This is a genomic window from Streptomyces sp. NPDC002324 (genome assembly GCF_053593335.1).
In genome coordinates this window covers 56,013-82,239 of the sequence record NZ_JBSFCF010000002.1, presented here as the reverse complement: position 1 = coordinate 82,239, position 26,227 = coordinate 56,013, and the positions used below count along the sequence as shown (strand labels likewise).

Sequence of the window (26,227 nt, the reverse complement as noted above, 5' to 3'; positions counted from 1 at the left end):
ACGTTCGGGCAATGGCCGAATCCGTCGCACTCGATCCGGTGGATCTCCATCTCCTGCGGCTCCTGCAGAACGACGCCCGGACGACGTACCGGGATCTCGCCGCACAGGTCGGGGTCGCGCCGTCGACCTGTCTGGACCGGGTGACGCGGCTGCGCCGCGCGGGCGTGATCCTCGGTCATCAGCTGCGGCTGGATCCGGCCAAGCTGGGGCGCGGTCTGGAGGCGCTGTTGTCGGTGCAGGTCAGGCCGCATCGGCGGGAGTTGGTGGGGCCGTTCGTGGAGCGGATCAGGGCACTGCCGGAGTCGCGGACCGTGTACCACCTCACCGGCCCGGACGACTATCTCGTGCATGTGGCGGTCGCGGACATGGCGGATCTGCAGCGGCTGGTACTGGACGGGTTCACGTCGCGGCGCGAGGTGGCGCGGGTGGAGACCCGGTTGATCTTCCAGCAGTGGGAGTGCGGCCCCCTGTTGCCGCCGGACGGGGAACGAATCCGGCCGACGTAGGCCGCACATGCCCGTTGAGCGGCTGACGCCGCCCCCGTCGGCGTACCAAGATTGTCCGCATGTCTGACATCAAGAGCCCGCTGCCCCGTGAGGTCGCCGACGCGTACGTCGACGACCTCGTCGCCCTCGATCCCGTGACCGGTACCTACCTGGGTGTGAAAGAGAGTTCCAGCAGGCTTCCGGACACCTCGCCGGCGGGCCAGGAGGCTCGTGCGGAGCTGATCCGGGCGACGCTCGCGCGGCTCGGCGAGGCCGAGCGGCAGCCGGGCGCGGACAGTGACGTGGAGCGCCGGTGCGCGCGCCTGCTGCGCGAGCGGCTGACGGCGGAGCTGGCCGTGCACGAGGCCGACGAGGGGCTGCGCGCGGTCGGCAACATGGTCACGCCGCCGCACGAGGTGCGGGAGATCTTCACCATCACCCCCGCGGAGACCGAGGAGGACTGGGCCGCGATCGCCGAGCGGCTGCGCGCGGTGCCGACGGCGTACGCCGGTTACCGCGAGTCCCTCGCGCTCGGCCTGGAGCGGAAGCTGTACGCGGGCCCGCGTCCGACCGCGACCTTCGTCGGTCAGCTCACCGAGTGGGCGGACACGGACGGTTCGGGACGCGGCTGGTTCGAGGACTTCGCCGCCGCGGGCCCCGACGCGCTGCGCGCCGAACTGGACGAGGCCGCCCGCGCCGCGACCCGGGCCGTGGTCGAGCTGCGTGACTGGATGCGCGATGTGTACGCCCCGGAAGTCGAGGACGCGCCGAACACGGTCGGCCGGGAGCGCTACGGCAGGCTGGTGCGCTTCTTCACGGGCTCGGACCTGGACCTGGACGAGGCGTACGCGTACGGCTGGGCCGAGTTCCACCGGCTGCTCGGCGAGATGCGGCAGGAGGCCGCGAAGATCCTGCCCGGCGCCGGTACACCGTGGGTGGCGCTCGCGCACCTGGACGAGCACGGCCGGCACATCGAGGGCGTCGACGAGGTCCGCGCCTGGCTGCAGTCCCTGATGGACGAGGCGATCGAGGCGCTGGACGGCACGCACTTCGACCTCGCCGAGCCGGTCCGCAGGGTCGAGTCGTGCATCGCGCCGCCCGGCGGCGCGGCGGCCCCCTACTACTCGGCACCGACCGAGGACTTCTCCCGTCCGGGACGCACCTGGCTGCCGACGATGGGCGCGACCCGCTTCCCGGTGTACGACCTGGTCTCGACCTGGTACCACGAGGGCGTCCCCGGCCACCACCTCCAGCTGGCGCAGTGGGTGTACGTCAAGGACGACCTGTCCCGCTACCAGGCCACGATCGGCGGGGTGAGCGCCAACGCGGAGGGCTGGGCGCTGTACGCGGAGCGGCTGATGGACGAGCTGGGCTTCCTCAAGGACGCGGAGGAGCGCCTCGGCTACCTGGACGCGCAGATGATGCGTGCGGCCCGGGTCATCGTCGACATCGGCATGCATCTGGAGCTGGAGATCCCGGCGGACTCCCCCTTCCACCCGGGCGAGCGCTGGACCGTCGAGCTGGCCCAGGAGTTCTTCGGCGCCCACAGCAGCCGCCCGGCGGACTTCGTGGAGAGCGAGCTGACCCGCTATCTGACGATGCCGGGCCAGGCGATCGGCTACAAGCTCGGCGAACGCGCCTGGCTGCTCGGCCGGGAGAACGCCAGGCGCCGTCACGGCGACGCCTTCGACGCCAAGGCCTGGCACATGGCCGCGCTGTCCCAGGGGTCTCTGGGCCTGGACGACCTGGTGGACGAGCTGTCCCGGCTGTGATCCGGGCCGGCCGGGCCCCCGTCCGCGGCCGGGCCCGGCCGCCGTTCTCGTCCACCGATGCCGGCGGGAGACCGCTCGGCGGTGCGGGTTCAGCCCGTCAGAGGTCTCACCTGGACCAGACCCAGCCAGGTCTCACGGCCCGTCGCGACACGGGCCGCGCGCACCCCGTACCGGCCGGGGGCCAGCTCCACCCGTACATGGTCCGTCTCCCGGAGGGCGTCCCCCCGCCGGGCGGCGTCGAACAGGACGACCGGACCCGGGACCCGCCACCGCGCCTCCGGATCCCAGGCGGCCGCTTCGAGCGCCGCCGGGACGTCCGCGAGGAGTGCGGACCCGGAAGCGGCGCCGTACCGGCGTACGAAGGTGCCGTGTTCGGGCAGGTACGTGGTGGCGGCGCTTTCCCGGCCCAGGACCAGGGCGCGGGTGTCGCCGACCGGCAGCAGGCCGACGGGACCGTCGATGTCACAGGCCCGGTCGTGGTCGGACGACGTCTCGTCGCCGTCGGCGCCCGCCCAGAACGGCAGCACCGCTTCCGGCAGCGCTATGAGCGGTCCGCCGCTCGACTCCACCCACCGCACCGCATCGGGAACCACCGCCGTATCCGCGTATCGAGCCATGCCCAGAAGCTACACGGCGCCGGCGGCAGCCAACTCGTCGCCCTGACGACCTTGTTGACGCTATGTCAGCAACCGCAGTCGGCGGCGTCCACCGGCGCGGTCAGCGGGTCGGCCGCACGCCGCGCGGCGCCCTCCCAGGTGTCGTACGCGAAGCCCTCGCGCACCCAGTACTCGAAGCCACCGAGCATCTCCTTGACCTGGAAGCCGAGTTCGGCGAGGGCGAGAGCGGCACGGGTGGCGCCGTTGCAGCCGGGACCCCAGCAGTAGGTGACGACCGGCACGGATTTGTCGAGGAGCCGCCCGGCCTGTTCCCGGACGAGCGCGGTGGGCAGGTGGACGGCGCCCGGTATGTGGCCCTGGTCCCAGGACTCGGTGGAGCGGGAGTCCACCAGCACGAAGCCGGGGTCGCCGTCGGCGGCGAGGGCGGCGGCCACGTCCGACACGTCGGCGTGGAAGACGAGGCTCGCCCTGAAGTACGCGGCGGCCTCGGCGGGGGCCGCCGGAGCGACCCGCAGGACGGGGTTGACGGCGGACGTGACGACGCTCATGAGCTGGCCTCTCCCTCACGGAACCTCACGGAACCCCTCGCGGCTCCGATTCCCTGACCAGGAATCTACGGTCGGCGCACCCCTCCCAGAAGGGGCGTTCCACGGCCGGAACCTTGATCGGCCGGGGATTCGCCTGCTATCCATCGGGCATGGCCACGCAATCCCCGTACGAGCCCGACGCCACCGACTGGCGGATTCTCGACCTCCTCCAGCGCGAGGGCCGGACCGGCTTCGCCGAGCTGGCCCGTGCCGTGTCGATGTCGGCGAGCGCCGTGACCGAGCGGGTGCGGCGGCTGGAGGAGGCCGGTGTGATCCAGGGGTACGCCGCCGTCGTGGACCCGGAGCGGCTGGGGCTGCCGATCCTGGCGTTCGTCCGCCTGCGCTACCCCCACGGGAACTACAAGCCGTTCCACGACCTGGTGGCCGTCACGCCCGAGATCCTGGAGGCGCATCACGTCACGGGCGACGACTGCTTCGTGATCAAGGTCGCCGCCCGTTCGATGCGCCATCTGGAGGAGGTGTCTGGCCGGATCGGCGCGCTGGGATCGGTCACGACGAGCGTCGTCTACTCCTCACCCCTCCCCCGACGGCCCCTCGGTCACTGACCCCGCTGCCGCACGACCGAGCCCGTGCGTTCCTTCACGACCTCCAGTTGCGCGTGGACGCGCCGCCGCAGATCCGCCACATGGCTGACGATCCCGACGCTTCGGTCGCGTTCGCGCAGCGCGTCGAGGACGTCGAGCACCTCGTCGAGGGTCTGGTCGTCGAGGCTGCCGAACCCCTCGTCGATGAAGAGGGTGTCGAGGCGCACCCCGCCCGCCTCGTCGGTGACCACGTCGGCCAGGCCGAGGGCGAGCGCGAGGGAGGCGAAGAACGTCTCGCCCCCGGAGAGCGTGGCCGTGTCCCGCTCCCGCCCGGTCCAGGCGTCGACGACGTGCAGTCCGAGGCCGCTGCGGCCCCGCCCGGCCCGGTCGTCGGAGTGGACGAGGGTGTAGCGGCCCGAGGACATGCGCTGGAGCCGTACCGTCGCGGCGGCGGCGACCTGCTCCAGACGGGCGGCGAGGACGTACGCCTCCAGACGCATCTTGCGCTCGTTGTCGGCCGAGGTGCCGGCCGCGAGCCCGGCCATCCGGGCGACGCGCTCGTACTCCTCGCGCAGCGGCGCCAGCCGGCGCACGGAGGCGGTGGCCCGCGCGGAGAGCCGGTCCAGTTCGGCGCGGCGCCGCTCGGCGGCGTCCCAGGCGGAGACGGTGTCCTGGAGCCGCCGTGCGGCGGCCGTGGCGTCCCGCTCCGCGGAGGCGAGGTCGGCGGGCGGCCGCTGCGCGGCGGCTGCGGTCTCGGCCTCGGCGAGCACGGCCCGTACGGCGGCCTCCTCCGACTGCCGGGCGTCGAGGCGGTGTTGCAGGTCCCGGTGGACGGCGTCGTCGAGGACGGCGGCGGCAGCGGCCTGCGGCGTGTCGAACCCGGCGCGGAACGCCGCGTCGGCGAGGCGCGCGTCGGCGTCCTTGAGGCGCTGCGCCGTGTCGTCGGCCGTCCGCACGGCCTCGGCGGCCTCGGTGAGCAGCGCGGCCAGCAGCTCCCACTGCGCGGCCCGCGCGGCCACGCTCTCGGCATCGCCCCGGGCCTGGGCCAACTCCCCTTCCAGGGAGGTGCGTTCCCGCTCCAGCGCGTCCCGCCGGGTGTTGCGGGACGCGGCCCGCACGGCCGCCTCGCGCTGGGCGGCGATCCGCCGGTCACGCTCCCGTTCGGCGTGCAGCAGGGCCTCCCGCGCGGGATGCAGTCCGGAGGCGCCGGCCCGCGCCCGCGCATACTCTTCGGCCAACTCCGCGACCAGGGAGGCGAGTTGCTCCGTAGGAGCATCACCGGCCTCGGCGCTCGCCGCCGCGTACGCCTGCCGTACGACTCCCAGCCGGCGCTCCGCCTCGGCCCGCTCCTCGTCGGCACGCTGGGCCGCGGCGAGCGCCCGTTCCTCCGTCTCACGGTCCACGTGGCCGGCGACCTTCCGGGCCGGCTCGGGGTGTTCCGTGCCACCGCAGACGGCGCACGGCTGTCCCTCGACGAGCGCGGCGGCCAGCTCCGCCGCGATGCCGGACAGCCGCTGTTCCTTGAGGTCGAGCCAGTGGGCACGGGCCTCGACCGCCCGTTCGGCCAGCCGGAGCACACGCGCCTGCGCGTCCTCCGTGTCCCGCCCGAGCTGATCGCGCTGCCGGGCGGCCGCGAGCCGCTTCTCTGCGGGGTCTCGGCGCTCGGCGAGCTGTTCGGCGCGGGTGGCGGCCTCCTGGGCGGCCTCGATGCGGCCGCCCAGCTCCGCGCGGGTCGCCTCCCATTCGGCGAGCCAGCCCTCGGCGTCCTGGAGGACCTCCTCGTCGGCCCGTTCCTCGCTGTCCGACTCGGCCCGCTCGGTGAGCAGCACGCCGAGCCGCCGCTCCGCACGACGGGCCGACTCCAGCCCGCCCAGTTCCTCCGCCGCCTTGCGGGCGGCCGAGGCGAGTCCGGCGGCGCCCTCGTCGGCGTACGTCCCCGACAGCCGCGCCCGCACGTCCTCCTCGTCCGCTCTCGCCCGTCGGTGCGCGGCCTCGGCCTCCTCCCGCAGTTCCAGCGCGGGCACCACGGCCTCAGCCTTGCGGCCCCGCTCCATGCGCGCCCGGTCCTCGCGGTGGGCGTCGGCCCGCTCCTCCAGCCGCGCGGCCCGCTCCCGCGCCTGCGCGAACCGGCCCTGCAGCCGCGCCACTTCGCGTACGTCGTCCAGGGCACGGTCGGCGGCGGCGCGCGCGGACTCGGCCGCCGCACGCGCGCAGTGGGCGATCGTGAGCCGTTCGCGGGCGGTGCTGCGGGCGACGGCGGCCCAGCCCAGCACGGCGTCGGCCAGGCCCGGGGCACCGGGCGCCAGGTCGGGCAGCTCCGGGGCGTCGCCCGCCGCCTGCTGCATGCGGTGGGCGTCGGCGAGCAGTTCCGCGTCGCCCTCGCGCACCTGGGCCTCGGTCGCCCGGCGCCGGTCGGCGAGCCGTTTCTCGACGGCGGCGAAGTGGTGGGTGTCGAAGAGGCGGCCGAGCAGCCTGCCCCGCGCCTCGGCGTCGGCGCGCAGAAACCGCGCGAAGTCGCCCTGCGGCAACAGCACCACCTGGCAGAACTGCTCCCGGCTCATCCCCAGGACCTGGGTGATCTCCTCGCCGATCTCCTGGTGGGAGCGGCTGAGGTCCTTCCAGGAGGCCGCCGCCGTGTCGTACTCGCGCAGCCGGCTCTGTGCCTTGTCGACCGTGGTGCCGGCGCCACGTTTCTTGGATCGCTCCCACGGCGGCTGCCGGGTGATCTCCAACCGGCGCCCGGCGACGGTCAGTTCGAGGCGGACCTCGGTGCGCGTCGCGGGTGCCGCGTGGTCGCTGCGCAGGGTCATGCCCTGGCCGCTCTGCCGGGCGCCCGGCACCGCGCCGTAGAGCGCGTAGCAGACGGCGTCCAGGACCGAGGTCTTGCCGGCGCCGGTCGGGCCGTGCAGCAGGAAGAGCCCGGCCGCCGAGAGGTCGTCGAAGTCGACGGACTGGGCGCCGCCGAAGGGGCCGAAGGCGGTGATGTCGAGCCGGTGGAGCCTCATCGGTCACCTGCCGTGCCGGTCCGGCCGGGCAGTCGGCCCGCGTGGGTGGCGGCTCGGCGGCCTGTCGTCATCGGCCGTACCCCGCCGCGCGCCCCGTGCGGGCGGGTGGCCGGACGCACCGCCCGGCGGTTCGTCGGGCCCCTCATCGGGCGACCTCCCGAACCGTGTCGTCGGCCCGCACGGCGTCGAACGCGTCCCTGAGCACGGTCCGTTCGTGTGCGTCGGGGCCGGTGCCACGGACATGGGCGACGAAGTCTTCGGCGATCTGCTGGTCGTCGCGGCCGACGAGGCGCCGTGCGTAGGAGAGGTCCGGGTCTCCGGGGGCGCGCTCGGGATCGAAGGCGAGGCTGAGCGTGTGCGGGAAGCGAGCGGTCAGCCGGGCCATGGGATCGGCGGGCCGGACCGGGTCGGTGAGCGTGGCCTCGACCCATGCCTGCTCGTGCCGGGTCAGCTCCGGTTCGGTGAGCAGGTCGTCCAGCCGGCCCCGGATCCGGGCGAGCGGGCGGGGCACGGGGCAGTCGATCCGCTCGGCGTCCACCGAACCGTCGGCGTCGAGGTCCACCAGCCACATGCTCTTGCGGTGGTCGGCCTCGGAGAAGGAGTACGGCAGCGGGGAACCGGAGTAGCGGACGCGGTCGGTGAGGGTCTGGCTGCCGTGCAGGTGCCCCAGCGCCACGTAGTCGACGCCGTCGAAGACCCCGGCCGGCACCGAGGAGACGCCGCCGACGGAGATGTCCCGCTCGCTGTCGCTGGGCGCGCCGCCGGTGACGAAGGCATGGGCCAGCACGACGGAGCGGGTGCCCGCCGCACGCGTGGCCAGGTCGGCCCGGACCCGGTCCATGGCGGCGGCGAGCACCGCCTCGTGGCTCGCTCTGTCCACCCCGAACTCGTCCTTCATCAGGGCGGGTTCGAGATACGGCAGCCCGTAGAAGGCGACCTCGCCGTGGGCGTCGGACAGCATCACGGGGGTTCCCGCCGCCGAGGCCGCCGTCCGCAGATGGATGCCCGCCCGGCCGATGAGGCCCGCGCCGACGCCGAGCCGCCGCGCCGAGTCGTGGTTCCCGGAGATCATCACCGTGGGCACGCCCAGCTCGGCCAGCCGGTGCAGGGCATCGTCGAACAGCTCGACCGCCGCCAGCGCGGGCACCGCCCGGTCGTACACGTCCCCCGCCACCACCACCGCGTCCACCTCGCGCTCGCGCGCGGTCGTGACCAGGTGACCGATGAACTCGGCCTGCGCGCCGAGCATGTTCACCCGGTGGAACGCCCGACCGAGATGCCAGTCGGAAGTGTGCAGCAGCCTCATGATCCCCGAACCTAACAGGCGGGTCGGACATCACGGGCGGCTACCGGCGAACCGGCCCGCCCACACCGCCCACGTCCGCGCTCCACGCGCGTGCCCCCTCCGTCACAGCAGTCCTGCGCCCTCACGCGTCCCCGTAGGCCTCGCCCCCGAGTTCGAACGCGGCGGTGCCCGCGGTGGTGTCGGCGAGCCAGGCGCGGAAGGCGTCGACCTCGGCGTCGGGCAGGCCGATCTCCATGGTGACGGCCTCCGCGTAACGCACGTCACGGACCTCGCGCCCGCTGGAGCGCAGGTCGTTCTGCAGTTTGCCGGCCCGCTGGTGGTCGACCGTCACCGTGGCCAGCCGGAAGCGCCGGCGCGTGATGCTCCCGAGCGCGTCCAGGGCCTCGCCCACCGCGCCGCCGTACGCCCTGATGAGTCCGCCGGCGCCCAGCTTGACCCCGCCGTAGTACCGGGTGACGACGGCGACGACGTACCGCATGTCCCGGCGCAGCAGCATCTGCAGCATGGGGACACCGGCGGTGCCGCCGGGTTCCCCGTCGTCGCTCGCGCGCTGGACGGCCGCGTCGGCGCCGATGACGTAGGCGTAGCAGTTGTGGGTGGCGTCGGCGTGCTCCCTGCGGACGGCCGCGACGAAGTCCTGGGCCTCCTGTTCGGTGGCCGCCGGGGCGAGCGCGCACAGGAACCGGGATCGGTTGACCTCGGTCTCGTGCACGCCGGCGCGGGCGACGGTGCGGTACTCGTCCTGCATTCGGCCAGCCTATGCGCAGGCCGGCGCACGCCCGCGCGGGGCGTCGGCCGGGGCCGGACTCCTGGCCGGGGGCCGTTCAGGCCCCCTTCGTCCCCCTGGCCACGATCATGTCCGTCAGCAGTGCCGTGCCCGGCGCGAGTGCGGCCCACGTAGCGCCGTGCCAGGAGAGGAAGGCGATCGCCGAGGTGGGGAACTTTACCCGCATGTCGTCCAGTGCGGTGTCGAGGGCTTCGCCGGCCAGGTCCAGCACCAGTTCCTCCAGCCCCGGGTTGTGACCGACGAGGAGCAGCGTCCGCACATGGCCGGGAGTCTCGCGCACCACGTCGAGCAGCTCCGGTACGGCGGCCGCGTAGACCCGCCCGTCGTACCGGACGGGCGGCGGCGTCCCCCACTGCGCGGAGGCCAGCTCCCAGGTCAGCCGCGCCCGTACGGCCGTGGAGCACACGGCGAGGTCGGGCAGGCAGTCCGCGTCGGCGAGGGCCCGGCCCGCGGCGGGGGCGTCGCGGCGGCCGCGTGGTGACAGGGGCCGCTCATGGTCGGGGACGCCCACGGGCCAGGCGGACTTGGCGTGGCGCAAAACAAGGAGTCTGCGCAGCGGGCCCGCGCCGGCGCGCGCCGTCATGCCGTCGCCCCGATCTCCCGGGTGAGTTCCAGACCGAGCAACCGGTCCGCGTAGGCGTACGTCTCGAACCGTGCGCCGTCCGGAATGTCCCGAGCCCCCTCGACGCCCCGCAGCACGTCGAGCACCGCGCGTACGTCGAGGTCGTCCTCCCAGGCCTCTCTCAAAGCCTGCCGTACGGGCTCGGGCACCGGTTTCGACGGCTGTGTCGCCCAGGCCGCCACCGACTCGCGCCAGTGGTCGAGCGTTTCGGTGGCCTCGGTGAGGGCGGTGGGGTCGAGGGTCACCGTGGCGCGGCGGGGGTGGCTGAGGAGAGCGAGCCGCAGGGCGGTACCCGCCACGGCCGGCTCGCCCGCCCCCGTCAGGGCACCGACCTCGACCCCGATGTCGAGGTCGAGGTCGAGGTCGACGTCGGTGTCGGCCGTCTCCCCCGAGCCGGTCACGTGCAGCACCTGCCGCCCGCCCCGTGTCCCGGAGGGTTCGCTTCGCCGGATGCCCAGGTCGTCGGCGCGCTCCCGCAGTGCGGCGGGCGGGTCGGCGACGAAGAGGACGGGGCTCCCGCCCAGTTCGAGAGCGCGGGCGAGGACGTCGGCGACCAGCAGGACGCGCAGGGCCGAGGGGGCGTCCCCCGGCACATGGGCATGGACCCGGGTGAGCGCCCTGCGGATCTCGGCGGGCTCGCCGGTCCGGGCGTCAGTGATACGCAGCACGGGGTGAGCGTAGGCGCGGGAACGGCCGAACGCAGTGCGGACGACGGCATTCCGGACAGCGAGCCGTCCATCGAGCCGGACGCCGGGCCGGCAAACCGAGCCGGTCGCCGCAGGTACGGAGACCCGGGAATCGCCGAGCGCCTCCCGCTGTTGCCGCAGGGCATACGGCCCGAACGAAGGAGACGGCATGTACGGCGACCCCGCCACGATCCGCAAGGTGCTGACGGAACTCGGCGACACCTGGGCCGTCGTGGGCCTGTCCAACAACCGCAACCGCGCGGCGTACGGCGTCGCGGAGGTCCTCCAGCGCTACGGCAAGCGGGTCGTCCCGGTGCACCCCAAGGCCGAGACGGTCCACGGCGAGCAGGGCTACGCCTCGCTCTCCGACATCCCCTTTCCGGTCGACGTCGTCGACGTCTTCGTCAACAGCGACCTCGCGGGCCCCGTCGCCGACGAGGCCGCCCGCATCGGCGCCAAGGCGGTCTGGTTCCAACTGGGCGTGCTCGACGAGGACGCCTACCACCGGACCCGCGAGGCGGGCCTGGACATGATCATGGACCGCTGCCCGGCGATAGAGATCCCCCGCCTGCCCGCCACCTCCTGATCCGGGCTGCTCGCGGGCGCGCGGCCGGTCTTTTCAGGGGCGCGGGGAACCGCGCGCCCAGCCGTCACCCACCCGCGGCCGACAGACGCACCCGCGAGCGGGGTCGAAGGGGCGGCAGCCCCTGCGGACGGGACGGGCAGGGGCGGCGAGGGCGAGAAGGGTCCCGGCACCCAGGACGTCACTCATGCGCGACCACCACCACAGGCACCCCCGCATGATGAAGCACCGCATGCACGACCGGCCCCACATGCGCCCCCACCGGCGAGTGCCGCACGCGCCGCCCCACCACCAGGAGAGACGCGTCCCGAGAGGCCTCCAGCAGATGCTCCGCCGCCTTCCCCCGCCGTGACTCCTCCACCACCACGACCCCGGGAAACTCCTGCCGCCACGGCACCAGCACCTCATGCAACGTACCGGCCTCCACCTCCCCCACATCGGCATCGAGATCCGCCTCCAGACCAGGCCGCTCCCGCAGCCCGGAGTGCGGCGGCGGACGCCAGTCATGCAGAATCCGCAACGGCGCCCCCCGCGCCTCCGCTTCCTCGAACGCGAACCGGATCAAGGTGTGATCCGGCTGCACCGTGTCGAGACCGAGCACGACGGGCCGGAACGGCGTCACGGCGGACGGCGCCTCCGCCGCGCCCGGCGCATGCTCGTCCGCGGCCCGCTCCCCCGCGCGCACGAGCACCACCGGCCGCTCGGTGTGCGCGACGACATGCAGCCCGACGGATCCGAGCAGAAACCCGGCGAGACCGCTCAGCCCACGGGAACCCAGCACCAGCAGGTCCCCACCGTGCGCGACCCGCACCAGCTCCTCGCTCGCCCGCCCCGTCAACTGCTCGACACTCACGTCGACCTCGGAGTGCCGCTGCCGTATCCCGTCGGCGGCCTCCCGCAGCACCTTCCCGACACCGGTCTCCCCCACGGCGCCCGGCCCCGCCCGCCCGTCCTGCCCGTCCTGCCCGTCCTGCCCGTCCTGCCCGTCCTGCCCGTCCTGCCCGTCCTGCCCGTCCTGCCCGTCCTGCCCGTCCTGCCCCTCGGGTGCCGTCTCCGTCTCCAGCACCGGCGGCCGTCCCATCGGCTCGGGCACCGGCTCCCAGACGTTGACCAGCCGCAGCGGCAACGTACGCAGCCGCGCCTCCCGGGCCGCCCACTCGGCGGCGGCCAGACTCTCGCGCGAACCGTCGATACCCACGGTGACGGTGCGGAACATGGGCGCACCTCCTGAGGTCGAGGTCTGTTTCCAGCATCGCCGCACGAGGGCGGATCCGCAGGGGCGAGAATCGGTCCATGCTGAGCATCGGTTCCGTGGTGATGGGCGCGTCCGACGTACGGCGGGCCACCGCTTTCTGGACGCAGGCCCTCGGCTACGTCCCACGTGAGGAGCCGGAGGACGACTGGGTCGTGCTGGTGCATCCGAAGGGCACCGGCCCCCAGCTCTCCCTGGGCCTCAGCGAGACCCCGGTGCAGGAGCGCCCTCGCGTGCACCTGGACCTCTACGCGGGCAACGCGGCGGACCAGGCGGCGGAGGTCGAACGGCTGCTGGGCCTGGGAGCACACCGCGTCCGGTGGGACGCCTACCCGGAGGGTGCCGACTTCGTCGTGCTCGCCGACCCGGAGGGCAACCGCTTCTGCGTGATCGACACCGGCGGGGCGTAGAACCGGCGCAGGGCCGAAGGGCCCTGGCCGTCACACCGGTAGCAGCCGCGTCACCAGTTCCCCCAGCCGCCGCGCGTTCCGGCAGGCATGCATGTCGACGATCTCGGCGTAGACAGGGGCGGCGGAGTCGCCCGTGCCCCACTGCTCGGGCGACTCGGGGTTCAGCCAGTGGACGCGGCGGGCGCGGGCCGCGATCCGCCGCAGTGCCTCCGCGTGGGGGTCGAACCCGTTGGTGCGGGCGTCCCCGAGCACGATCACCGACGTGCGCGGCCTGACCGCGTCGAGGTGGCGGTCGGCGAACTCCCCGAGCGCGGCCCCGTAGTCGCTGCTGCCGTGCCACCCGGAGACCGTGGCCTCGTCGGCGATCCGGCGGCCGAGTTCGGCGGGATCGGCCTCGCCGTTGGTGACGAGACGGGTGACCTCGTCGACGCGGTTGACGAACGCGTACACCCGCACCTTGCTGAACTGGTCCCGCATCGCCTGCACCAGCAGCATCGTGAAGTTCGCGAACCCGGCGACCGATCCGGACACGTCACAGAGCAGAACGATCTCCGGGCGTGCGGGCCGATGCCGTCGGTAGGCGGGCCGCAGCGGCACACCGCCGGTGGACAGCGAGCGCCGGAGCGTGCGCCGGATGTCGATCTGGCCGCGCGCGGCCCTGCGCCGCCGGGCGGCCAGCCGGGTCGCGAGCTTGCGGGCCAACGGCTGGACCGTGCGCCGCAGTTCGACGAGTTGCTCGCGGCTCGCGACGAGGAAGTCGACCTGGTCGGCGCTGGGCGCGATGCCCCGCTGGGCGATCATCTCCGCTCCCCGGCGCTCGGCGACCCGTCGTCGCGCCTCCGTTCGCACCCGGTTCCGGAAGTCCTCGATACGGCGCCGGATCTCGTCGGCGTCCAGCCGATCGGTGAACCCGCCCGCACCGAGACCGGACCCGCCACCGGTCCCGTAACCCGAGCCCGAGCCCGCACCCGCACCCGCACCCGCACCCGCACCGAACGCGAGCCCGCCACCGAACCCCATCCGGAACCCGCCCCCGGCCCCGCCCCCACCCCCCGCACCGGAGAACCCGGCGCCCTCGCCCCCCGCCCCACCGGCCCCCCGCGAACCCGCCAGGATCCGTGCCAGCAGCGTCTGCGGCCGGAGACGGTCCAGCGTCTGGTGGGCGGACCAGCCGTCCGCACCCGGGGAACCGTAACGGCCGAGCAACTCCACGGCCTCGGCCGCGAGCCGGTTGAGCGCCGCCGTGTCGTTCGCGGCCAGCGCCTCGGCGAGCCGGTCGCGCAACTCGTCCCGGTCCCCGGCGGACGCACTCCGCGCGCCCGCCAACTCCCCCACTCCGAGCGGGAAGTACAGCTCGAAGGCCGTGTCGAACACGGCACGCTGCCGGTCGGCGCGCAGCAGCGCCGCCGCCAGCCCCTCCCGGATCCGCTCCCGGTCCGCGAGGCCCAGCACCTCCAGGACGGCGGCCGCGTCCACGGTCTCGCCGGGCCCGATCCGTATCCCGTGGCCGCGCAACGCCCGTACGAACGCGGTCAGCCGGTCGGGCAGCGTGGATCCCGGCGACGTACCGCTCGCGCCGCGGGCCCCGGCGCTCATACCAGCGTCAGCTTCCGCGCGGCCTTCTCGATGTCGTCCTGGTGCTTGAGGATCACTCCCAGGCTGTCCCGGACGACGTTCTCGTCCAGGGTGTCCGCGCCGAGGGCCAGCAGGGTGCGTGCCCAGTCGATGGTCTCGGCCACGGAGGGGGCCTTGCGCAGCTCCATCTCGCGCAGCGCGCCGACGACCCGGACCAGGGAGTCGGCGAGGGTGTCGTCCAGGCCCGGAACCCGGAGCGTGACGATCCGCCGCTCCAACTCGGCGTCGGGGAAGCCGAGATGGAGGAAGAGGCAGCGGCGACGTAGGGCCTCGGAGAGTTCTCGGGTGGCGTTGGAGGTGAGGACCGTGAAGGGTCGCCGAGTGGCGGTGATCGTGCCCAGTTCCGGGACGGTGACCTGGAAGTCGCTGAGCACCTCCAGGAGCAGTCCCTCGACCTCGACGTCCGCCTTGTCGGTCTCGTCGATGAGGAGGACCGTCGGCTCGTCGCCCCGGATCGCGGTCAGCAGGGGGCGGGTGAGCAGGAACTCGTCGCTGAAGATGTCGGAACGGGTGTCGTCCCAGGCCTCGTCGCGTCCGGCGGTGATGCGCAGCAGCTGCTTGGCGTGGTTCCACTCGTACAGGGCGCGGGATTCGTCGATGCCCTCGTAGCACTGGAGCCGGACGAGCCGGGCGGCCCCCACCCGGGCGACGGCCTTGGCCAGCTCGGTCTTACCCACCCCCGCCGGGCCTTCCACCAGCAGGGGCTTGCCGAGCCGGTCGGCCAGGAAGACCGTGGTGGCGACGGCCGTCGAGGCCAGGTACCCCACCTCGGCCAGGCGCGCGGCGACATCGTCCACGGAGGCGAAGAAGCCGGCGCCGGGGGCGTCCGAGCGGTCCCTCTCGCCGGAAGGGTCCAAGCGGCCCTTCTCGCCGGTCGCGCCCCCGTCGATCACGCCCGCGCCGATCACGCCCGCGCCCTTCCCGCCCGCGCCGGTCTCGGCGATCTCGTCGGTCATGTGGCCCCTCCCCTCACCCGGCGTACGAGGCCGCTCCCCGACACCCGCCCCCAAGTTACCAAGCGGTCGCTTTGAGTGGTCCCCGGCCTGAATGCCCCGGCCTCTCACACGGCGACACGGCCCCTCACCCGGTGGCACGGCCCCTCACCCGGCGACACGACCCCTCACCCGGTGGCACGGCTCCTACGCGGCCACGACGAGCCTCTCCACCAGATCCACCCACCCCAGCTCCAACCGGTCCAGGGACATCCCCCGCCGCTGCACCAGATGGTCGACGAGACCGATGTCCAGACAGCCGAGCAGGGTCTGCGCCAGCAGCTCGATGTCGCCCGTGGCCCGCGCACGGCGCAGCAGCATGCACAGGTGGCCCAGGCGGAGCTGGTTGGCCGGGCTGGTGTGACGGCGGGAGACGTCCGCACCGGCGGCGAGGTAGAGGTCGCGGTGGGCGTACTCGTGGCGGATGACGGCGACGCCGAAGGCCCGGAGCCGGTCCAGGGCGGGCGCGTCGGGGCCGAGGGGTGGCGGGCCGGTCAGGAACGCGGCCTGCAGCTCCCGCTCATGGTGGTCGAGAAGCGCGAGCATGAGCCCGATCCGGTCCCCGAACCGCCGGAAGACGGTGCCCTTGCCCACCTCGGCGGCGGTTGCCACGGCTTCCATGGTCAGATTGGCGGCCCCGCAGTCCGCCGCCAGCCGGGCGGCGACCTCCAGCAGCCGGGTGCGGTTGCGGGCCGCGTCCGCGCGCAGTCGGGGCTGGTCGGGGGCGGCAGGGGTGAGGTTCAGCAGTCCGTCGAGGGGGTCGGGGTCCTGAGGCGCCGGGAAGGGCGGCAGCGACTCTTTCATGAAAAGAGCGTAACGCTCACCACAGAGAAGTGGACCCCGGTCCGGATAGCTGCTACAAATTTCAACGGACCCCGGTCCGTTTAACCTCGCCACGCGCTTATCCCTGTAGGAGTCAGCTCATGTCCGTACGCATCCTCGCGCTCGTCGGCAGCCTTCGCGCCGGTTCACACAACCGCCAGCTCGCCGAGGCCGCCGTGAAGCACGCCCCGGAGGGCGTCACGATCGAGCTGTACGAGGGCCTGGCCGACGTCCCGTTCTACAACGAGGACATCGACAACGAGGCCGCCCTTCCGGCCACCGCCGCCCGTCTGCGCGAGGCCGCCAACCAGGTCGACGGCTTCCTGCTCTTCTCCCCCGAGTACAACGGCACCATCCCTGCCGTCCTGAAGAACGCCATCGACTGGCTGTCCCGCCCCTACGGCGCCGGCTCCTTCACCGGCAAGCCGGTCGCCGTGGTCGGCACCGCGTTCGGCCAGTTCGGCGGCGTGTGGGCGCAGGACGAGACCCGCAAGGCCCTCGGCATCGCCGGCGCCACGGTCCTGGAGGACGCCAAGCTGTCCATCCCCGGCTCGGTCGTCCGCTTCGCCGAGACCCACCCGGCGGACGACGCCGAGGTCGTCACCGGCCTGACCGAGGTCCTGCAGCAGCTCGGCGCCCAGGCCGGCTCCACCGCCGCCTGATCACCGCCGCGCCGTACGACGCCGGGTTCCGGGCCACCCGCCCGGGGCCCGGCGTCGGCGTTGCGGCACCCCGGCACCGCGACCTCTGCGGAAGGTGCGGGTCGGGCGACCCCCAGGCCCTCCAGCACGACCGCGTTCGGCAGCTCCGCGAACGCCTTGCCCGGCACCAGCAGCTTGCCGCGCCGCCGCCCGCTGCCGACCAGGACGTACGGCAGGTCGACCACGGCGGAGTCCACCAGGACCGGCCACGACGCGGGCAGCCCGACGGGGGTGATGCCGCCGTACTCCATCCCGGTCTCGCCGGTGGCGGTGTCCATCGACGCGAACGAGGCCTTGCGGGCGCCGAGCCGGCGGCGGACCACGCCGTTGACGTCGACCCGGGTGGTGGAGAGCACGACGCACGCGGCCGGACTCGACTGCCCGCCCCGCCTGCCCGCGACGACCACGCAGTTCGCGGACGTGTCGAGCAGATCCTGCCCGTAGTGCTGGACGAACACGGCGGTGTCGGCCCACTCCGGGTCCGTGTCGACGTACAGGATCCGGTCGGCGGGCACGCTGCCGGGCCAGGCGCGGACGGCGTCGGCGACCGGGCCGACGAGGTCGTCGAGGCGGTCGGGGGCAGGGGTGGCGTGGTCGAAGTCTCCGATGGGTGCGCGCATGGGCCGCACCGTGACAAAGGCCGGTCAGCGGCCGGGGCGGCCTCTCAGCGCACGGCCGGCACCGACACCGTCAGCACCATGCGCGTCGGCACGTCCCCCCGATTCGCGTACTCGTGCGCCGCGTCGGCCTCGAAGGTGACGCTCGCACCGGCCGGCACGCGGTACTCCGTGCCCCCGACGGTGAGGGTCAGCTCCCCCTCCGTGACATGCGCGATCTCGACCGTGCCCACGGGGTGCGGGTCCGAGCGGCTGCCCTCCCCCGGCATCAGCAGCCAGTCCCACATCTCCAGCGGGCCGGGCGCCTCCGCTCCGGCCAGCAGCTTGCTGTGGCTGCCCGCCTCGGTGTGCCAGAGCCGGACCACCTGCTCGGCCGGGACGATCCGGACCTTGGGCCCCCGCTCGTAGTCGAGCAGCGTGGTGATGCTGACGCCCAGCGCGTCCCCGATCTTGACGACGGTGCCGATGCTGGGGTTGGTGCGGGCCTGCTCGATCTGGATGAGCATGCCGCGGCTGACTCCGGCGCGGGTCGCGAGGGCGTCCAGGGTGAAACCCCGCTCGGTGCGCCAGCGCTTGACATTCCGCGCCAGGGACTGGGTCAGCAGGTCGAGATCCGACACATTCCGTCCAATGTTCTCGATACGGGAGTTCACCGCGGCGAACCCCCGTGTGGTGCACCGGACACGCACCGAACTGTACTGCGGGGGCCGGGCCCCCGAGCCGCTAGGCGGACTCCCCCGCCCCCTCCGCGTCCCACTCGGCCAGCGCCAGCAACTGCTCCGGCGTGACCCCGTCGGGGATCGGCACCGGCGCGGGAGTCCGGATCGGCGGCTGCCAGCCCTCCACGGGGTCCCAGCGCCGCACGACCCGCGCGGGCGCCCCCGCCACCACCGAGTGGTCCGGCACCACCCCCCGCACCACGGCTCCCGCGGCGACCACCACGTTCCGTCCGACACGCGCGCCGGGCAGGATCACCGCACCCGTACCGATCCAGCATCCCGGCCCGATCGAGACGGGATCCATCCGCGGCCACTGCTTGCCGATCGGCTCGTGCGGGTCGTCGTACGAGTGGTTCGTGGACGTCACGTACACGTACGGGCCGAAGTAGCAGTCGCTGCCGATGGTGACGGTGGTGTCGGCGATGACATGACTGCCCCGGCCGAGGACGACACCGTCACCGATGCGCAGGATCGGCTCCGCGCCGAGGTCCAGGTCGGGCATCAGGCCGGCGGTCAGGGTGACCTGCTCGCCGATGATGCAGTGGGAGCCCAGATGGATCCACGGCTCACCGAAGACCGTGCCGAGCGGGAAGGCCAGCCTGGTACCTGTTCCCATCGCGCCGAAGCGGAGGCTCCCGGGCCGGTCGGCCGTCACCGACCCCGTGCGCTGCAGCCACGCCCAGCCCGCGTGGACGGCGCGCTGCACGAGGCGGCCCCGCCAGGACGAGAACGTGTTCTTGCTTTTCGGCACCCGCTCACGGTACTCACCGCGCGGCACACGCAGGACGCCGTACGGCTGTGATCTTCACCCCACGGGATGCGGGCGCCATGGCTTACGGTGCGGGTGAGGACTGATCCTCGACCACCACCAGGAGGCGGCGATGAACCGGCAGCGGGCCCTGATCACGACGTTCGGCGGCAACAAGCCGGATGTGGAGGAGGCCGCGTTCGTCTCCCCCACGTCGGTGGTGATCGGCGACGTGACGCTGCGGCCCGGGTCGAGCGTCTGGTACGGGGCCGTCCTGCGGGCCGAGTTCGAGCCGATCGTGATCGGCGCGGACGCCAACGTCCAGGACAACTGCACGCTGCACGTCGACCCCGGGTTCCCGGTCTCGATCGGTGCGCGGGTCTCCATCGGGCACAACGCGGTGGTGCACGGGGCGACCGTCGAGGACGACTGTCTGATCGGGATGGGCGCGACGGTGCTGAACGGCGCGGTGATCGGGGCGGGTTCGCTGGTGGCCGCGCAGGCCCTGGTCCCGCAGGGCATGCGGGTGCCGCCGGGCTCGCTGGTCGCGGGGGTGCCCGCGAAGGTGAAGCGGCCGCTCACCGACGAGGAGCGGGAGTTGGTGACCTTGAACGGCACGCACTACACGGAGCTGGCCGCGGCGCACCGGAAAGCGCAGGAGGAGTACGGCGCGTAGACCGCGCGCGGGGCCGGTGCGACCGGCCCCCTCTCCCTCAGGAGTCGGCGGCGGGGACCAGTTCCGCCTCGGTGCTCTCCGCCGCCTCCGCCGCCTTCTTCGCCTTGCGCTTGATCACCAGCATCGACGTGACGCCGATGAGGACGGCCAGGACCAGGCCCAGCCAGGAGAAGCGCTTGAGCCAGGCCTCGGCGACGACACCGACGTAGTAGATGACGGCGGTGGTGCCGCCGGCCCAGAGGATGCCGCCGAGGACGTTGGCGACGAGGAAGCGCCAGTAGGGCATCTGGAGGACGCCGGCGAGGGGGCCGGCGAAGATGCGCAGGAGGGCGATGAAGCGGCCGAAGAAGACGGCCCACATGCCCCACCGGTCGAACGAGCGCTCCGCGACGGCGATGTTGCTCTCGCTGAAGTGTTTGGGGAAGCGCCGGTTGAGCTTGGCCAGCAGCGGGCGGCCACCCTTGCGCCCGATCGCGTAGCCGATGGAGTCGCCGATGATCGCACCGGCGGTGGCGCAGGCGCCCAGGACGAACGGGTCGATCTCACCGTGCTGGGAGGCCAGCAGCGCGGAGGAGACCAGGATGATCTCGCCCGGCAGCGGGATGCCCAGGCTCTCCAGGCCGATGACCAGCCCCACCAGCAGGTAGATGGCGAGTGGGGGCACTGTTTCGAGCCACTCCTGGACGTGCAAGACCGGTTCCTCCCGTGTAGCGGTTCAAAGGCCCCCGGCGTGCGCTCACGACGGAGCCACGCCGGGGAAGCCTACCCGCTTACTCGGACGGCGACGGAGCCCTCCAGGTTGTCCCACGGACCGCACCGATGCTCGGCGCGCACGGTCGCACTCAGCGCGTCGCCGCCCCGCGGGAGGGCGGAGAGGGCCGTGGCACAGGGTTCGGCCGGGCCCGGCGCCGGGCCCGGGCGGGTGGAGGGTTCAGGGGGAGCAGGCGGGGATCAGGCGTTGGGACGCAGGGTCCAGACGACTTTCATCTCGCCCGTGACGGCGCCGTCGGCCCGCCGGATGGCGACGGTGACGGGGAACTCGGGGCGCTGTCCGGCGTCGAGTTCGGCGACGACCTCGGCGGCGGGGCGGCCCAGGGTGGCGGTGGCCGTGACGGGGCCCATCGCGAGCTTCCGGTACGCGATCTCCGCGCTGACCGCGAGCGGCACGGCGCGGGAGAGCTGGTCCCCGAACGCGGCGAGCACGATCGCCCCGCTCGCCGACTCGCCCAGCGTGAACATCGCGCCGGCGTGCGGCCCGCCGACGTGGTTGTGGAACTCACCCTGGTCCGGCAGCGACACCACGGCCTTCGCCGGCGTGGTCTCCAGGAACTCCAGCTTCAGTGTCCTGGCCATCGGCACCGTGGCGGCGAGCATCTCGCCGATCGACATCTGGTCTGCGCTCATGCCGCGATGTTACCCACGAGTAGAAGTGTCTGACCAGGGGCCGCCGCGTGATCGTCGTATCACCGTCGTCCGACGGGAACCGTGCGGCCGGCCGGGGCGGAGGAAGCCGGAAGGCGCCGGACGGACGGCAGGCCGAGGACGTTCGCGTTCAAGAACGAGGAAGTCGCCCTGGCGGCCCGGCCGTTCGCCCGGCCCCCGGTGATGCCCGAGGAGGTCCCCCGCCCGGCGGTGCGGAGGAACCGCGTGCCGACGGGCGTTTTGAAGCCGTTCGTCCCGCGCGCGAAGGTGCTTCGTGGACTCCCGTGGCACCCCGCCCCCCGGCGCATCTATGGTTACGAGCCATGTGGCCAGGACAGCAGCAGCCGCCCGGGGGCGAGCACCAACCGCAGCAGCCGAACCCGTACCAGCAGCCGGGGTACGACCAGTCGGGACAGCCGGGACAGTCGGGATACCAACAGCCGGGGTACCAGCAACCCAACCCCTATCAGCAGCCCGGATACCAGTCGACGGGCCAGCAGCCCCCGTACGGGCAGCAGCCGCAGTGGGGCGCGCAGGGACACGCGGGTCCGCCGGTGCCGCCGGGCGGAGGCGGCGGCAACCGGACGAAGCTCATCGCGATCGTCGCGGCCACGGCCGTCGTCGTGGCGGCCGGTGTGACGGGCTTCCTGGTCCTCGGGGGCGACGGCGACAAGGACAAGTCGAAGACCCAGTCCGCGCCTTCGGTCTCCCCGTCGCCGACGCCGACCGAGAGCACCGAGGACAACCCGCGCGGCGAGGACGCCGGAGCGAAGCCGACCATCGCGGGCTGGAAGGTCGTCGTCAACCCCAAGTGGGGTACGGCCTTCGACGTGCCGCCCGAGTGGGCCGTCCAGTCGGCCGACACCTTCATCGGCTTCGAGGACGACAAGAAGGGCGACGGGTCGGTCCTCATCGGCATGTCGGCACCCGCCATCCTCAAGGAGAAGTGGTGCACGTCCGACGACGACAAGGACGGCAACGAGGAGACCAGTTCGCTGGCCGCCGCGGGCACCAAGGGCCAGCAGGGCGCCAAGGGCACCGAGGACGTCGCCCGCAACGACGCGGCGTGGTGGGTCTTCGGCGGTTACACCGACCAGAAGGACGGCGCCAAGAAGAAGATGACCATCGGCAAGGCCAAGCCGTACACCACGGCGTCGGGCGTCGAGGGAAGTGTCGCGACGACGTACTCCAAGGGCGTCACCAAGAAGGGCAAGTGCGACACCGACGGCAAGGCGACCACGTTCGCCTTCAAGAACTCGGCGGGTGACTACGTCTCCTGGACCTTCCACGGAGCCAAGGACGTCGACGACGAGGTCCCGGACGCGACGGTGCAGAAGATCCTCAGCACGGTACGGCTGTACGGCGAACCGACGGGCGGCTGAGCCGGTACCGGACACCGCGGCGGGGGCCGGCGTCGGAGCCGTCCCCTCCGGGCCCGAACCGGCCCGGCTTCCTCTGGCCCGATCAGCCCCCCTCCCGTGCGGAAACGGTTTGGCAGTCGGAGGCGAGGCGGCGATGGTCGGCGGGTGACGACTCCCGCCGCCTCCCGCCGCCCCGCCTGGGCGGGTCGCAACTACACCCTGCTGACGACGGCCGCGGTCGTCACCAACCTCGGCAGCAACGGCGCCCTGATCGCGGCCGCGTTCGCGGTGCTGGACGCCGACGGCGACGGCGGTGACGTCGGTCTGGTCGCGGCGGCGCGGACCCTGCCGCTGGTGCTCTTGCTGCTGATCGGCGGCGCGGTCGCGGACCGGCTGCCCCGCCACCGGGTGATGGTCGCGGCGAACACCCTCAACTGCCTCTCCCAGGCCGTCTTCGCCGTGCTCGTGCTCACCGGCGGGGCCCACCTCTGGCAGATGATGCTGCTCTCCGCACTCGGCGGCACCGGCCAGGCGTTCTTCGGTCCGGCGGCCGAGGGCATGCTGCTGTCCTCGGTCACCGCCGAGCAGGCGGGCCGGGCCTTCGCGCTGTTCCGGTTCGCCTCGCAGGGCGCGACCATGACGGGCGCGGCCCTCGGCGGCGCCCTGGTCGCGGTGATCGGCCCCGGCTGGGTGCTCGCGGTCGACGCCGTCGCGTTCGCGTGCGCCGGCGCCCTGCGCGCCTTCCTCGACGTGAGCCACATACCGGAGCGCGAGCCGGGGCACGGCATGCTCGCCGATCTCCGGGACGGCTGGCGGGAGTTCACCGGCCGCACCTGGCTGTGGGCGATCGTCGTCCAGTTCTCCCTGGTGAACGCGGTCATGGTCGCCGCCGACGCGGTATACGGCCCCCAGGTCGCCGACGACAGCCTCGGCGGCCCCGGGCCCTGGGGTCTGGCGCTGGCCCTGTTCGGTGCGGGCAACGCCGCGGGGGCACTGCTGATGACCCGCTGGAAACCGCGCCGCCTCCTCTTCGTGGGCGTCCTGTGCGTCTTCCCGTTCGCCGTGCCGAGCGCCGCGCTCGCCGTGCCGACCCCGATCGCCGTCCTGTGCCTGGCCATGTTCGTCAGCGGTCTGTCGATCGAGGTGTTCGGTGTCGCCTGGATGACCGCGCTGCACCAGGAGATCCCCGAGGACAAGCTGTCCCGTGTCTCGGCCTACGACTGGTTCGGCTCGGTGGCGATGGTGCCGCTCGCCGCCGCGCTGGCGGGCCCGGCGGAGAGCGCCTTCGGCCGCCCGGCGGCCCTGTGGGGCTGCGCGGCGCTGTGCGTGGCGGCCACGGCGGCGGTCCTGTGCGTCCGGGACGTACGGAACCTGAGCAGGCGCACCGTGCCGGTGACCCTGGCCAAGCCCGACGCCACGCCCGACGTCGCCCCCGGCGCCCGCCCTGCCGCCGAAACCGGCTCCACGCCCGGCTCAGCCGATACCGAAGGCCCCGTCGGGCGGCTCCGGTGACGGCACGGCGTCCTCCTCGCGCACGGGTGCGGCGCCATCGATGAAGCGGCGCAGCGCCGGGCCGTGTTCGACCCGGGCCGGGAAGGCGTCGGCGGCGGTTCGCCGGGCCAGGGCGGTGATGTCGGGCGGCTGACGGGCCGCGACCAGCACGGCGTTGCCGAACCGCCTGCCGCGCAGCACCCCCGGCTCGGCGATCAGCACCAGCTCCTCGAACACCGTGGCCAGCGTGGCCAGTTGGGATCGCAGGAACGCGAAGGGGGCGGCGTCGGCCAGGTTCGCGAGATAGACCCCGTCCGCGCGCAGCACCCGCTCCACCGCCCCCGCGTACCGCACGGTCGTCAGATGCGCCGGGACGCGTGAGCCCCGGAACACATCCCCCACGATCACGTCGGCGGAGTCCGCGGGGGCCGCTTCGAGCCATTCCCCGGCGTCCGCGCCGTGCAGCGCGATCCCCGCGTCGTCGGGCAGCGGCACTTGTTCGACGACGAGGTCCAGCAGCCCCCGGTCGTACTCGACGACCTCCTGCCGTGACCCGGGCCGGGTGGCGGCCACGTACCGGGGCAGTGTGAGCGCGCCCCCGCCGAGGTGCAGCACGTCGAGCGCCTGTCCCGGTTCCGCCGCCGTGTCCAGCACATGCCCGAGCCGTCGCGTGTACTCGAACTCCAGATGCGTCGGCTCGTCCAGGTCCACGTACGACTGCGGCGCCCCGTCCACGGTCAACAGCCAGGCCCGCTCCCGGTCGACGTCGGGCATGAGCTTGGCGGTCCCCTGGTCGATGGGACGGGAGACGGGTATGGCTTCGTTCACGCGCCCCATTGTGCCGGGCCTCATTGCCCCGGGCCCCGCTTCGTCCCGGGGACCGCCGAGGCGCCCCCGGGACGGGTGCGGGAACCGCGTCACCGGCCCTGACCGGCCCGCGGCCCCCGCACCCCTCGACCGGCTACCGAACCGCCGACACGGTGCCCGCTCCCACGGTCCGGCCACCCTCACGGATCGCGAACCCGAGCCCCGGCTCCAACGGAACCTCCCGGCCCAGCTCCACACTCATCGTGACCCGGTCCCCGGGCCGCGCGACGGCGATCTCACCGAGGTCCACATCCCCGACGACGTCCGCCGTACGGATGTAGAACTGCGGCCGGTACCCGGTGGACACCGGGGTCGAGCGCCCGCCCTCGCGCGCCGAGAGCACATACACCTGCGCGGTGAAGTGCCGCCTGGGCACGACGCTGCCGGGCGCGGCCACCACGTGCCCGCGCCGGACGGCGTCCCGTCCCACTCCGCGCAGCAGCAGCGCCACGTTGTCCCCGGCCTGCGCCTCCGACATCGGCTTGCCGAAGGTCTCCAGCCCGGTGACGACCGTCTCCACCTCGGCACCGAGCACCTCGACCCGGTCGCCCACCTGGATCGTGCCCCGCTCGACGGCACCCGTGACGACGGTCCCCCGGCCCGTGATCGTGAGCACGTTCTCCACGGACAGCAGGAACGGCGCGTCCAGATACCGCTCGGGCATCGGGACGTACGTGTCCACCGCGTCCAGCAGCGCGTCGATGGACGCCGTCCACCGCGGGTCCCCTTCGAGCGCCTTGAGCCCGGACACCCGTACGACCGGTACGGAGTCGCCGCCGTACCCGTGCGCGGTGAGCAGCTCGCGGACCTCCAGTTCGACGAGGTCGATCAGCTCCTCGTCGCCGGCGTCGGCCTTGTTCAGCGCGACGACGACGTGGTTCACCCCCACCTGCCGGGCCAGCAGCACGTGCTCGGCGGTCTGCGGCATGATCCCGTCGAGCGCGGAGACGACGAGGATCGCCCCGTCGAGCTGCGCGGCCCCGGTGACCATGTTCTTGACGTAGTCGGCGTGGCCGGGCATGTCGACGTGCGCGTAGTGCCGGGTGTCGGTCTCGTACTCGACGTGCGCGATGTTGATGGTGATGCCGCGCGCCGCCTCCTCCGGGGCGCGGTCGATGCGGTCGAACGGCACGAAGGTGCCGGTCCCGCGCTCGGCGAGGACCTTGGTGATGGCGGCGGTCAGGGTGGTCTTGCCGTGGTCGACATGGCCCATGGTGCCGATGTTGAGGTGTGGTTTCGTGCGGATGTAAGCGGTCTTGGACATGGCGGTACCTCGAAGTCTCTTCAGCGGTACTGAGTGAGGTCCCGGCGCGACTGAGGGCGCTGCCGGGACGGGGACCCCGAGGTCTTGCCGACCCTCCCCCTGCGGGGTCCGCCGGAATGTCCGGGAAGAGTCAGCTTCGGGCGCCGTCTGCGGCGGCCACGACGATCAGAAGGGCAGCCTTCGGGGCATCCGCGCCTGTGGCGGATGCGGCGAGAGCGAAGGCGTGCCGGAACATGACGTCGATCATCGTCGACA

At 73.3% G+C, this 26,227-nt stretch carries 26 protein-coding genes and 1 pseudogene; 9 read left to right on the top strand and 18 right to left on the bottom strand.

Annotation, left to right across the window (positions count from 1 at the left end):
* Positions 1-11: 11 nt before the first annotated feature.
* Together ACWCRJ_RS03395 and ACWCRJ_RS03390 are read left to right on the top strand one after the other, a co-directional pair.
* On the top strand, positions 12-506 hold the full coding sequence (locus ACWCRJ_RS03395; RefSeq protein WP_005475488.1) for an Lrp/AsnC family transcriptional regulator: 495 nt from the start codon (positions 12-14) through the stop codon (positions 504-506).
* 59 nt (positions 507-565) lie between these two features.
* Positions 566-2,257 (top strand): DUF885 domain-containing protein, encoded by a 1,692-nt coding sequence (locus ACWCRJ_RS03390; protein WP_450937677.1) that lies wholly within the window; start codon positions 566-568, stop codon positions 2,255-2,257.
* 89 nt (positions 2,258-2,346) lie between these two features.
* On the opposite strand, the gene ACWCRJ_RS03385 is transcribed toward ACWCRJ_RS03390, so the two are convergent.
* Entirely contained in the window at positions 2,347-2,874 is a 528-nt protein-coding gene (locus ACWCRJ_RS03385) for an Imm21 family immunity protein (RefSeq protein ID WP_450937676.1), read from the bottom strand.
* Positions 2,875-2,939: 65 nt separating this feature from the next.
* Positions 2,940-3,422 carry a rhodanese-like domain-containing protein gene (locus ACWCRJ_RS03380; protein ID WP_450937675.1) on the bottom strand — a complete coding sequence of 161 codons (483 nt, stop codon included), beginning with the start codon at positions 3,420-3,422 and terminating at the stop codon, positions 2,940-2,942.
* A gap of 149 nt (positions 3,423-3,571) precedes the next feature.
* Here ACWCRJ_RS03380 and ACWCRJ_RS03375 point away from each other — a divergent pair, with 149 nt between their 5' ends.
* On the top strand, positions 3,572-4,027 hold the full coding sequence (locus ACWCRJ_RS03375; RefSeq protein ID WP_005475496.1) for an Lrp/AsnC family transcriptional regulator: 456 nt from the start codon (positions 3,572-3,574) through the stop codon (positions 4,025-4,027).
* Here the strand turns inward: ACWCRJ_RS03375 and ACWCRJ_RS03370 are convergent.
* The 5 genes from ACWCRJ_RS03370 to ACWCRJ_RS03350 all read right to left on the bottom strand — a co-directional run bounded on the left by ACWCRJ_RS03370 (position 4,021) and on the right by ACWCRJ_RS03350 (position 10,394).
* The gene (locus ACWCRJ_RS03370; protein WP_450937674.1) at positions 4,021-7,011 is read right to left on the bottom strand and encodes an AAA family ATPase; all 2,991 of its coding nucleotides are present in this window, start codon (positions 7,009-7,011) and stop codon (positions 4,021-4,023) included. The genes ACWCRJ_RS03375 and ACWCRJ_RS03370 overlap by 7 nt on opposite strands.
* 142 nt (positions 7,012-7,153) lie before the next feature.
* A complete protein-coding gene (locus ACWCRJ_RS03365; protein WP_450937673.1) occupies positions 7,154-8,317 on the bottom strand; it encodes an exonuclease SbcCD subunit D in 1,164 nt (387 codons plus the stop codon).
* A 121-nt stretch (positions 8,318-8,438) separates the two neighbouring features.
* The gene (locus tag ACWCRJ_RS03360; RefSeq protein ID WP_450937672.1) at positions 8,439-9,065 is read right to left on the bottom strand and encodes a YigZ family protein; all 627 of its coding nucleotides are present in this window, start codon (positions 9,063-9,065) and stop codon (positions 8,439-8,441) included.
* Between the two features lie 76 nt (positions 9,066-9,141).
* Positions 9,142-9,687: a SixA phosphatase family protein gene (locus ACWCRJ_RS03355; RefSeq protein ID WP_450937671.1), complete on the bottom strand. Its 546-nt coding sequence runs from the start codon at positions 9,685-9,687 to the stop codon at positions 9,142-9,144.
* Complete coding sequence (locus ACWCRJ_RS03350; protein WP_450937670.1) at positions 9,684-10,394, bottom strand: hypothetical protein; 711 nt, start codon at positions 10,392-10,394, stop codon at positions 9,684-9,686. Before ACWCRJ_RS03350 ends, ACWCRJ_RS03355 begins: the two co-directional genes overlap by 4 nt.
* Positions 10,395-10,581: 187 nt before the next feature.
* Between ACWCRJ_RS03350 and ACWCRJ_RS03345 the strand changes: the two genes are divergently transcribed.
* Complete coding sequence (locus ACWCRJ_RS03345; RefSeq protein WP_450937669.1) at positions 10,582-10,998, top strand: CoA-binding protein; 417 nt, start codon at positions 10,582-10,584, stop codon at positions 10,996-10,998.
* Positions 10,999-11,176: 178 nt separating this feature from the next.
* Here the strand turns inward: ACWCRJ_RS03345 and ACWCRJ_RS03340 are convergent, their stop codons facing one another.
* A complete protein-coding gene (locus ACWCRJ_RS03340) occupies positions 11,177-12,211 on the bottom strand; it encodes a universal stress protein (RefSeq protein ID WP_450937668.1) in 1,035 nt (344 codons plus the stop codon).
* Between the two features lie 77 nt (positions 12,212-12,288).
* On the opposite strand from ACWCRJ_RS03340, the gene ACWCRJ_RS03335 reads away from it, so the two are divergent.
* Positions 12,289-12,657, top strand: a complete 369-nt coding sequence (locus tag ACWCRJ_RS03335) for a VOC family protein (RefSeq protein ID WP_450937667.1) — start codon at positions 12,289-12,291, stop codon at positions 12,655-12,657.
* Positions 12,658-12,687: 30 nt separating this feature from the next.
* On the opposite strand, the gene ACWCRJ_RS03330 is transcribed toward ACWCRJ_RS03335, so the two are convergent.
* The 3 genes from ACWCRJ_RS03330 to ACWCRJ_RS03320 all read right to left on the bottom strand — a co-directional run bounded on the left by ACWCRJ_RS03330 (position 12,688) and on the right by ACWCRJ_RS03320 (position 16,088).
* A complete protein-coding gene (locus ACWCRJ_RS03330) occupies positions 12,688-14,253 on the bottom strand; it encodes a VWA domain-containing protein (RefSeq protein WP_450937666.1) in 1,566 nt (521 codons plus the stop codon).
* Positions 14,250-15,248: an AAA family ATPase gene (locus ACWCRJ_RS03325; RefSeq protein ID WP_450937665.1), complete on the bottom strand. Its 999-nt coding sequence runs from the start codon at positions 15,246-15,248 to the stop codon at positions 14,250-14,252. The genes ACWCRJ_RS03330 and ACWCRJ_RS03325 overlap by 4 nt, the downstream gene beginning before the upstream one ends.
* A gap of 183 nt (positions 15,249-15,431) precedes the next feature.
* The gene (locus ACWCRJ_RS03320; protein WP_450937664.1) at positions 15,432-16,088 is read right to left on the bottom strand and encodes a TetR/AcrR family transcriptional regulator; all 657 of its coding nucleotides are present in this window, start codon (positions 16,086-16,088) and stop codon (positions 15,432-15,434) included.
* Between the two features lie 119 nt (positions 16,089-16,207).
* Between ACWCRJ_RS03320 and ACWCRJ_RS03315 the strand changes: the two genes are divergently transcribed.
* Positions 16,208-16,768 carry an NAD(P)H-dependent oxidoreductase gene (locus ACWCRJ_RS03315; RefSeq protein WP_450937663.1) on the top strand — a complete coding sequence of 187 codons (561 nt, stop codon included), beginning with the start codon at positions 16,208-16,210 and terminating at the stop codon, positions 16,766-16,768.
* Between the two features lie 104 nt (positions 16,769-16,872).
* Here the strand turns inward: ACWCRJ_RS03315 and ACWCRJ_RS03310 are convergent.
* The 3 genes and pseudogenes from ACWCRJ_RS03310 to ACWCRJ_RS03300 all read right to left on the bottom strand — a co-directional run.
* Positions 16,873-17,427 (bottom strand): annotated as a pseudogene (locus ACWCRJ_RS03310) (YbaK/EbsC family protein); the annotation flags it as partial.
* A 44-nt stretch (positions 17,428-17,471) separates the two neighbouring features.
* On the bottom strand, positions 17,472-18,044 hold the full coding sequence (locus ACWCRJ_RS03305) for a helix-turn-helix domain-containing protein (protein WP_450937662.1): 573 nt from the start codon (positions 18,042-18,044) through the stop codon (positions 17,472-17,474).
* Positions 18,045-18,147: 103 nt separating this feature from the next.
* Positions 18,148-18,894 (bottom strand): acyltransferase, encoded by a 747-nt coding sequence (locus ACWCRJ_RS03300; RefSeq protein ID WP_450937661.1) that lies wholly within the window; start codon positions 18,892-18,894, stop codon positions 18,148-18,150.
* Positions 18,895-19,024: 130 nt separating this feature from the next.
* On the opposite strand from ACWCRJ_RS03300, the gene ACWCRJ_RS03295 reads away from it, so the two are divergent.
* A complete protein-coding gene (locus ACWCRJ_RS03295; protein ID WP_450937660.1) occupies positions 19,025-19,567 on the top strand; it encodes a gamma carbonic anhydrase family protein in 543 nt (180 codons plus the stop codon).
* Positions 19,568-19,604: 37 nt separating this feature from the next.
* Here the strand turns inward: ACWCRJ_RS03295 and ACWCRJ_RS03290 are convergent, their stop codons facing one another.
* On the bottom strand, positions 19,605-20,258 hold the full coding sequence (locus ACWCRJ_RS03290; RefSeq protein ID WP_050398785.1) for a DedA family protein: 654 nt from the start codon (positions 20,256-20,258) through the stop codon (positions 19,605-19,607).
* 260 nt (positions 20,259-20,518) lie between these two features.
* Complete coding sequence (locus ACWCRJ_RS03285) at positions 20,519-20,956, bottom strand: DUF4442 domain-containing protein (protein ID WP_450938136.1); 438 nt, start codon at positions 20,954-20,956, stop codon at positions 20,519-20,521.
* A 356-nt stretch (positions 20,957-21,312) separates the two neighbouring features.
* Here ACWCRJ_RS03285 and ACWCRJ_RS03280 point away from each other — a divergent pair, with 356 nt between their 5' ends.
* Together ACWCRJ_RS03280 and ACWCRJ_RS03275 are read left to right on the top strand one after the other, a co-directional pair.
* A complete protein-coding gene (locus ACWCRJ_RS03280; RefSeq protein ID WP_450937659.1) occupies positions 21,313-22,371 on the top strand; it encodes a hypothetical protein in 1,059 nt (352 codons plus the stop codon).
* 144 nt (positions 22,372-22,515) lie between these two features.
* Positions 22,516-23,862 carry an MFS transporter gene (locus ACWCRJ_RS03275; protein WP_450937658.1) on the top strand — a complete coding sequence of 449 codons (1,347 nt, stop codon included), beginning with the start codon at positions 22,516-22,518 and terminating at the stop codon, positions 23,860-23,862.
* Here the strand turns inward: ACWCRJ_RS03275 and ACWCRJ_RS03270 are convergent.
* Together ACWCRJ_RS03270 and tuf are read right to left on the bottom strand one after the other, a co-directional pair.
* Positions 23,824-24,669 (bottom strand): spermidine synthase, encoded by an 846-nt coding sequence (locus ACWCRJ_RS03270; RefSeq protein ID WP_450937657.1) that lies wholly within the window; start codon positions 24,667-24,669, stop codon positions 23,824-23,826. The genes ACWCRJ_RS03275 and ACWCRJ_RS03270 overlap by 39 nt on opposite strands.
* Positions 24,670-24,802: 133 nt before the next feature.
* Complete coding sequence (gene tuf / locus ACWCRJ_RS03265) at positions 24,803-25,972, bottom strand: elongation factor Tu (RefSeq protein ID WP_450937656.1); 1,170 nt, start codon at positions 25,970-25,972, stop codon at positions 24,803-24,805.
* Positions 25,973-26,227: the final 255 nt, after the last annotated feature.

Excerpts from the sequence above, each read along its gene's own strand:
- ACWCRJ_RS03395 (WP_005475488.1), top strand. The coding sequence starts at position 12 with ATGGCCGAATCCGTCGCACTCGATCCGGTGGATCTCCATCTCCTGCGG.
- ACWCRJ_RS03390 (WP_450937677.1), top strand. The coding sequence starts at position 566 with ATGTCTGACATCAAGAGCCCGCTGCCCCGTGAGGTCGCCGACGCGTAC.
- ACWCRJ_RS03385 (WP_450937676.1), bottom strand. The coding sequence starts at position 2,874 with ATGGCTCGATACGCGGATACGGCGGTGGTTCCCGATGCGGTGCGGTGG.
- ACWCRJ_RS03380 (WP_450937675.1), bottom strand. The coding sequence starts at position 3,422 with ATGAGCGTCGTCACGTCCGCCGTCAACCCCGTCCTGCGGGTCGCTCCG.
- ACWCRJ_RS03375 (WP_005475496.1), top strand. The coding sequence starts at position 3,572 with ATGGCCACGCAATCCCCGTACGAGCCCGACGCCACCGACTGGCGGATT.
- ACWCRJ_RS03370 (WP_450937674.1), bottom strand. The coding sequence starts at position 7,011 with ATGAGGCTCCACCGGCTCGACATCACCGCCTTCGGCCCCTTCGGCGGC.
- ACWCRJ_RS03365 (WP_450937673.1), bottom strand. The coding sequence starts at position 8,317 with ATGAGGCTGCTGCACACTTCCGACTGGCATCTCGGTCGGGCGTTCCAC.
- ACWCRJ_RS03360 (WP_450937672.1), bottom strand. The coding sequence starts at position 9,065 with ATGCAGGACGAGTACCGCACCGTCGCCCGCGCCGGCGTGCACGAGACC.
- ACWCRJ_RS03355 (WP_450937671.1), bottom strand. The coding sequence starts at position 9,687 with ATGACGGCGCGCGCCGGCGCGGGCCCGCTGCGCAGACTCCTTGTTTTG.
- ACWCRJ_RS03345 (WP_450937669.1), top strand. The coding sequence starts at position 10,582 with ATGTACGGCGACCCCGCCACGATCCGCAAGGTGCTGACGGAACTCGGC.
- ACWCRJ_RS03340 (WP_450937668.1), bottom strand. The coding sequence starts at position 12,211 with ATGTTCCGCACCGTCACCGTGGGTATCGACGGTTCGCGCGAGAGTCTG.
- ACWCRJ_RS03335 (WP_450937667.1), top strand. The coding sequence starts at position 12,289 with ATGCTGAGCATCGGTTCCGTGGTGATGGGCGCGTCCGACGTACGGCGG.
- ACWCRJ_RS03330 (WP_450937666.1), bottom strand. The coding sequence starts at position 14,253 with ATGAGCGCCGGGGCCCGCGGCGCGAGCGGTACGTCGCCGGGATCCACG.
- ACWCRJ_RS03325 (WP_450937665.1), bottom strand. The coding sequence starts at position 15,248 with ATGACCGACGAGATCGCCGAGACCGGCGCGGGCGGGAAGGGCGCGGGC.
- ACWCRJ_RS03320 (WP_450937664.1), bottom strand. The coding sequence starts at position 16,088 with ATGAAAGAGTCGCTGCCGCCCTTCCCGGCGCCTCAGGACCCCGACCCC.
- ACWCRJ_RS03315 (WP_450937663.1), top strand. The coding sequence starts at position 16,208 with ATGTCCGTACGCATCCTCGCGCTCGTCGGCAGCCTTCGCGCCGGTTCA.
- ACWCRJ_RS03295 (WP_450937660.1), top strand. The coding sequence starts at position 19,025 with ATGAACCGGCAGCGGGCCCTGATCACGACGTTCGGCGGCAACAAGCCG.
- ACWCRJ_RS03285 (WP_450938136.1), bottom strand. The coding sequence starts at position 20,956 with ATGTCGATCGGCGAGATGCTCGCCGCCACGGTGCCGATGGCCAGGACA.
- ACWCRJ_RS03280 (WP_450937659.1), top strand. The coding sequence starts at position 21,313 with ATGTGGCCAGGACAGCAGCAGCCGCCCGGGGGCGAGCACCAACCGCAG.
- tuf (WP_450937656.1), bottom strand. The coding sequence starts at position 25,972 with ATGTCCAAGACCGCTTACATCCGCACGAAACCACACCTCAACATCGGC.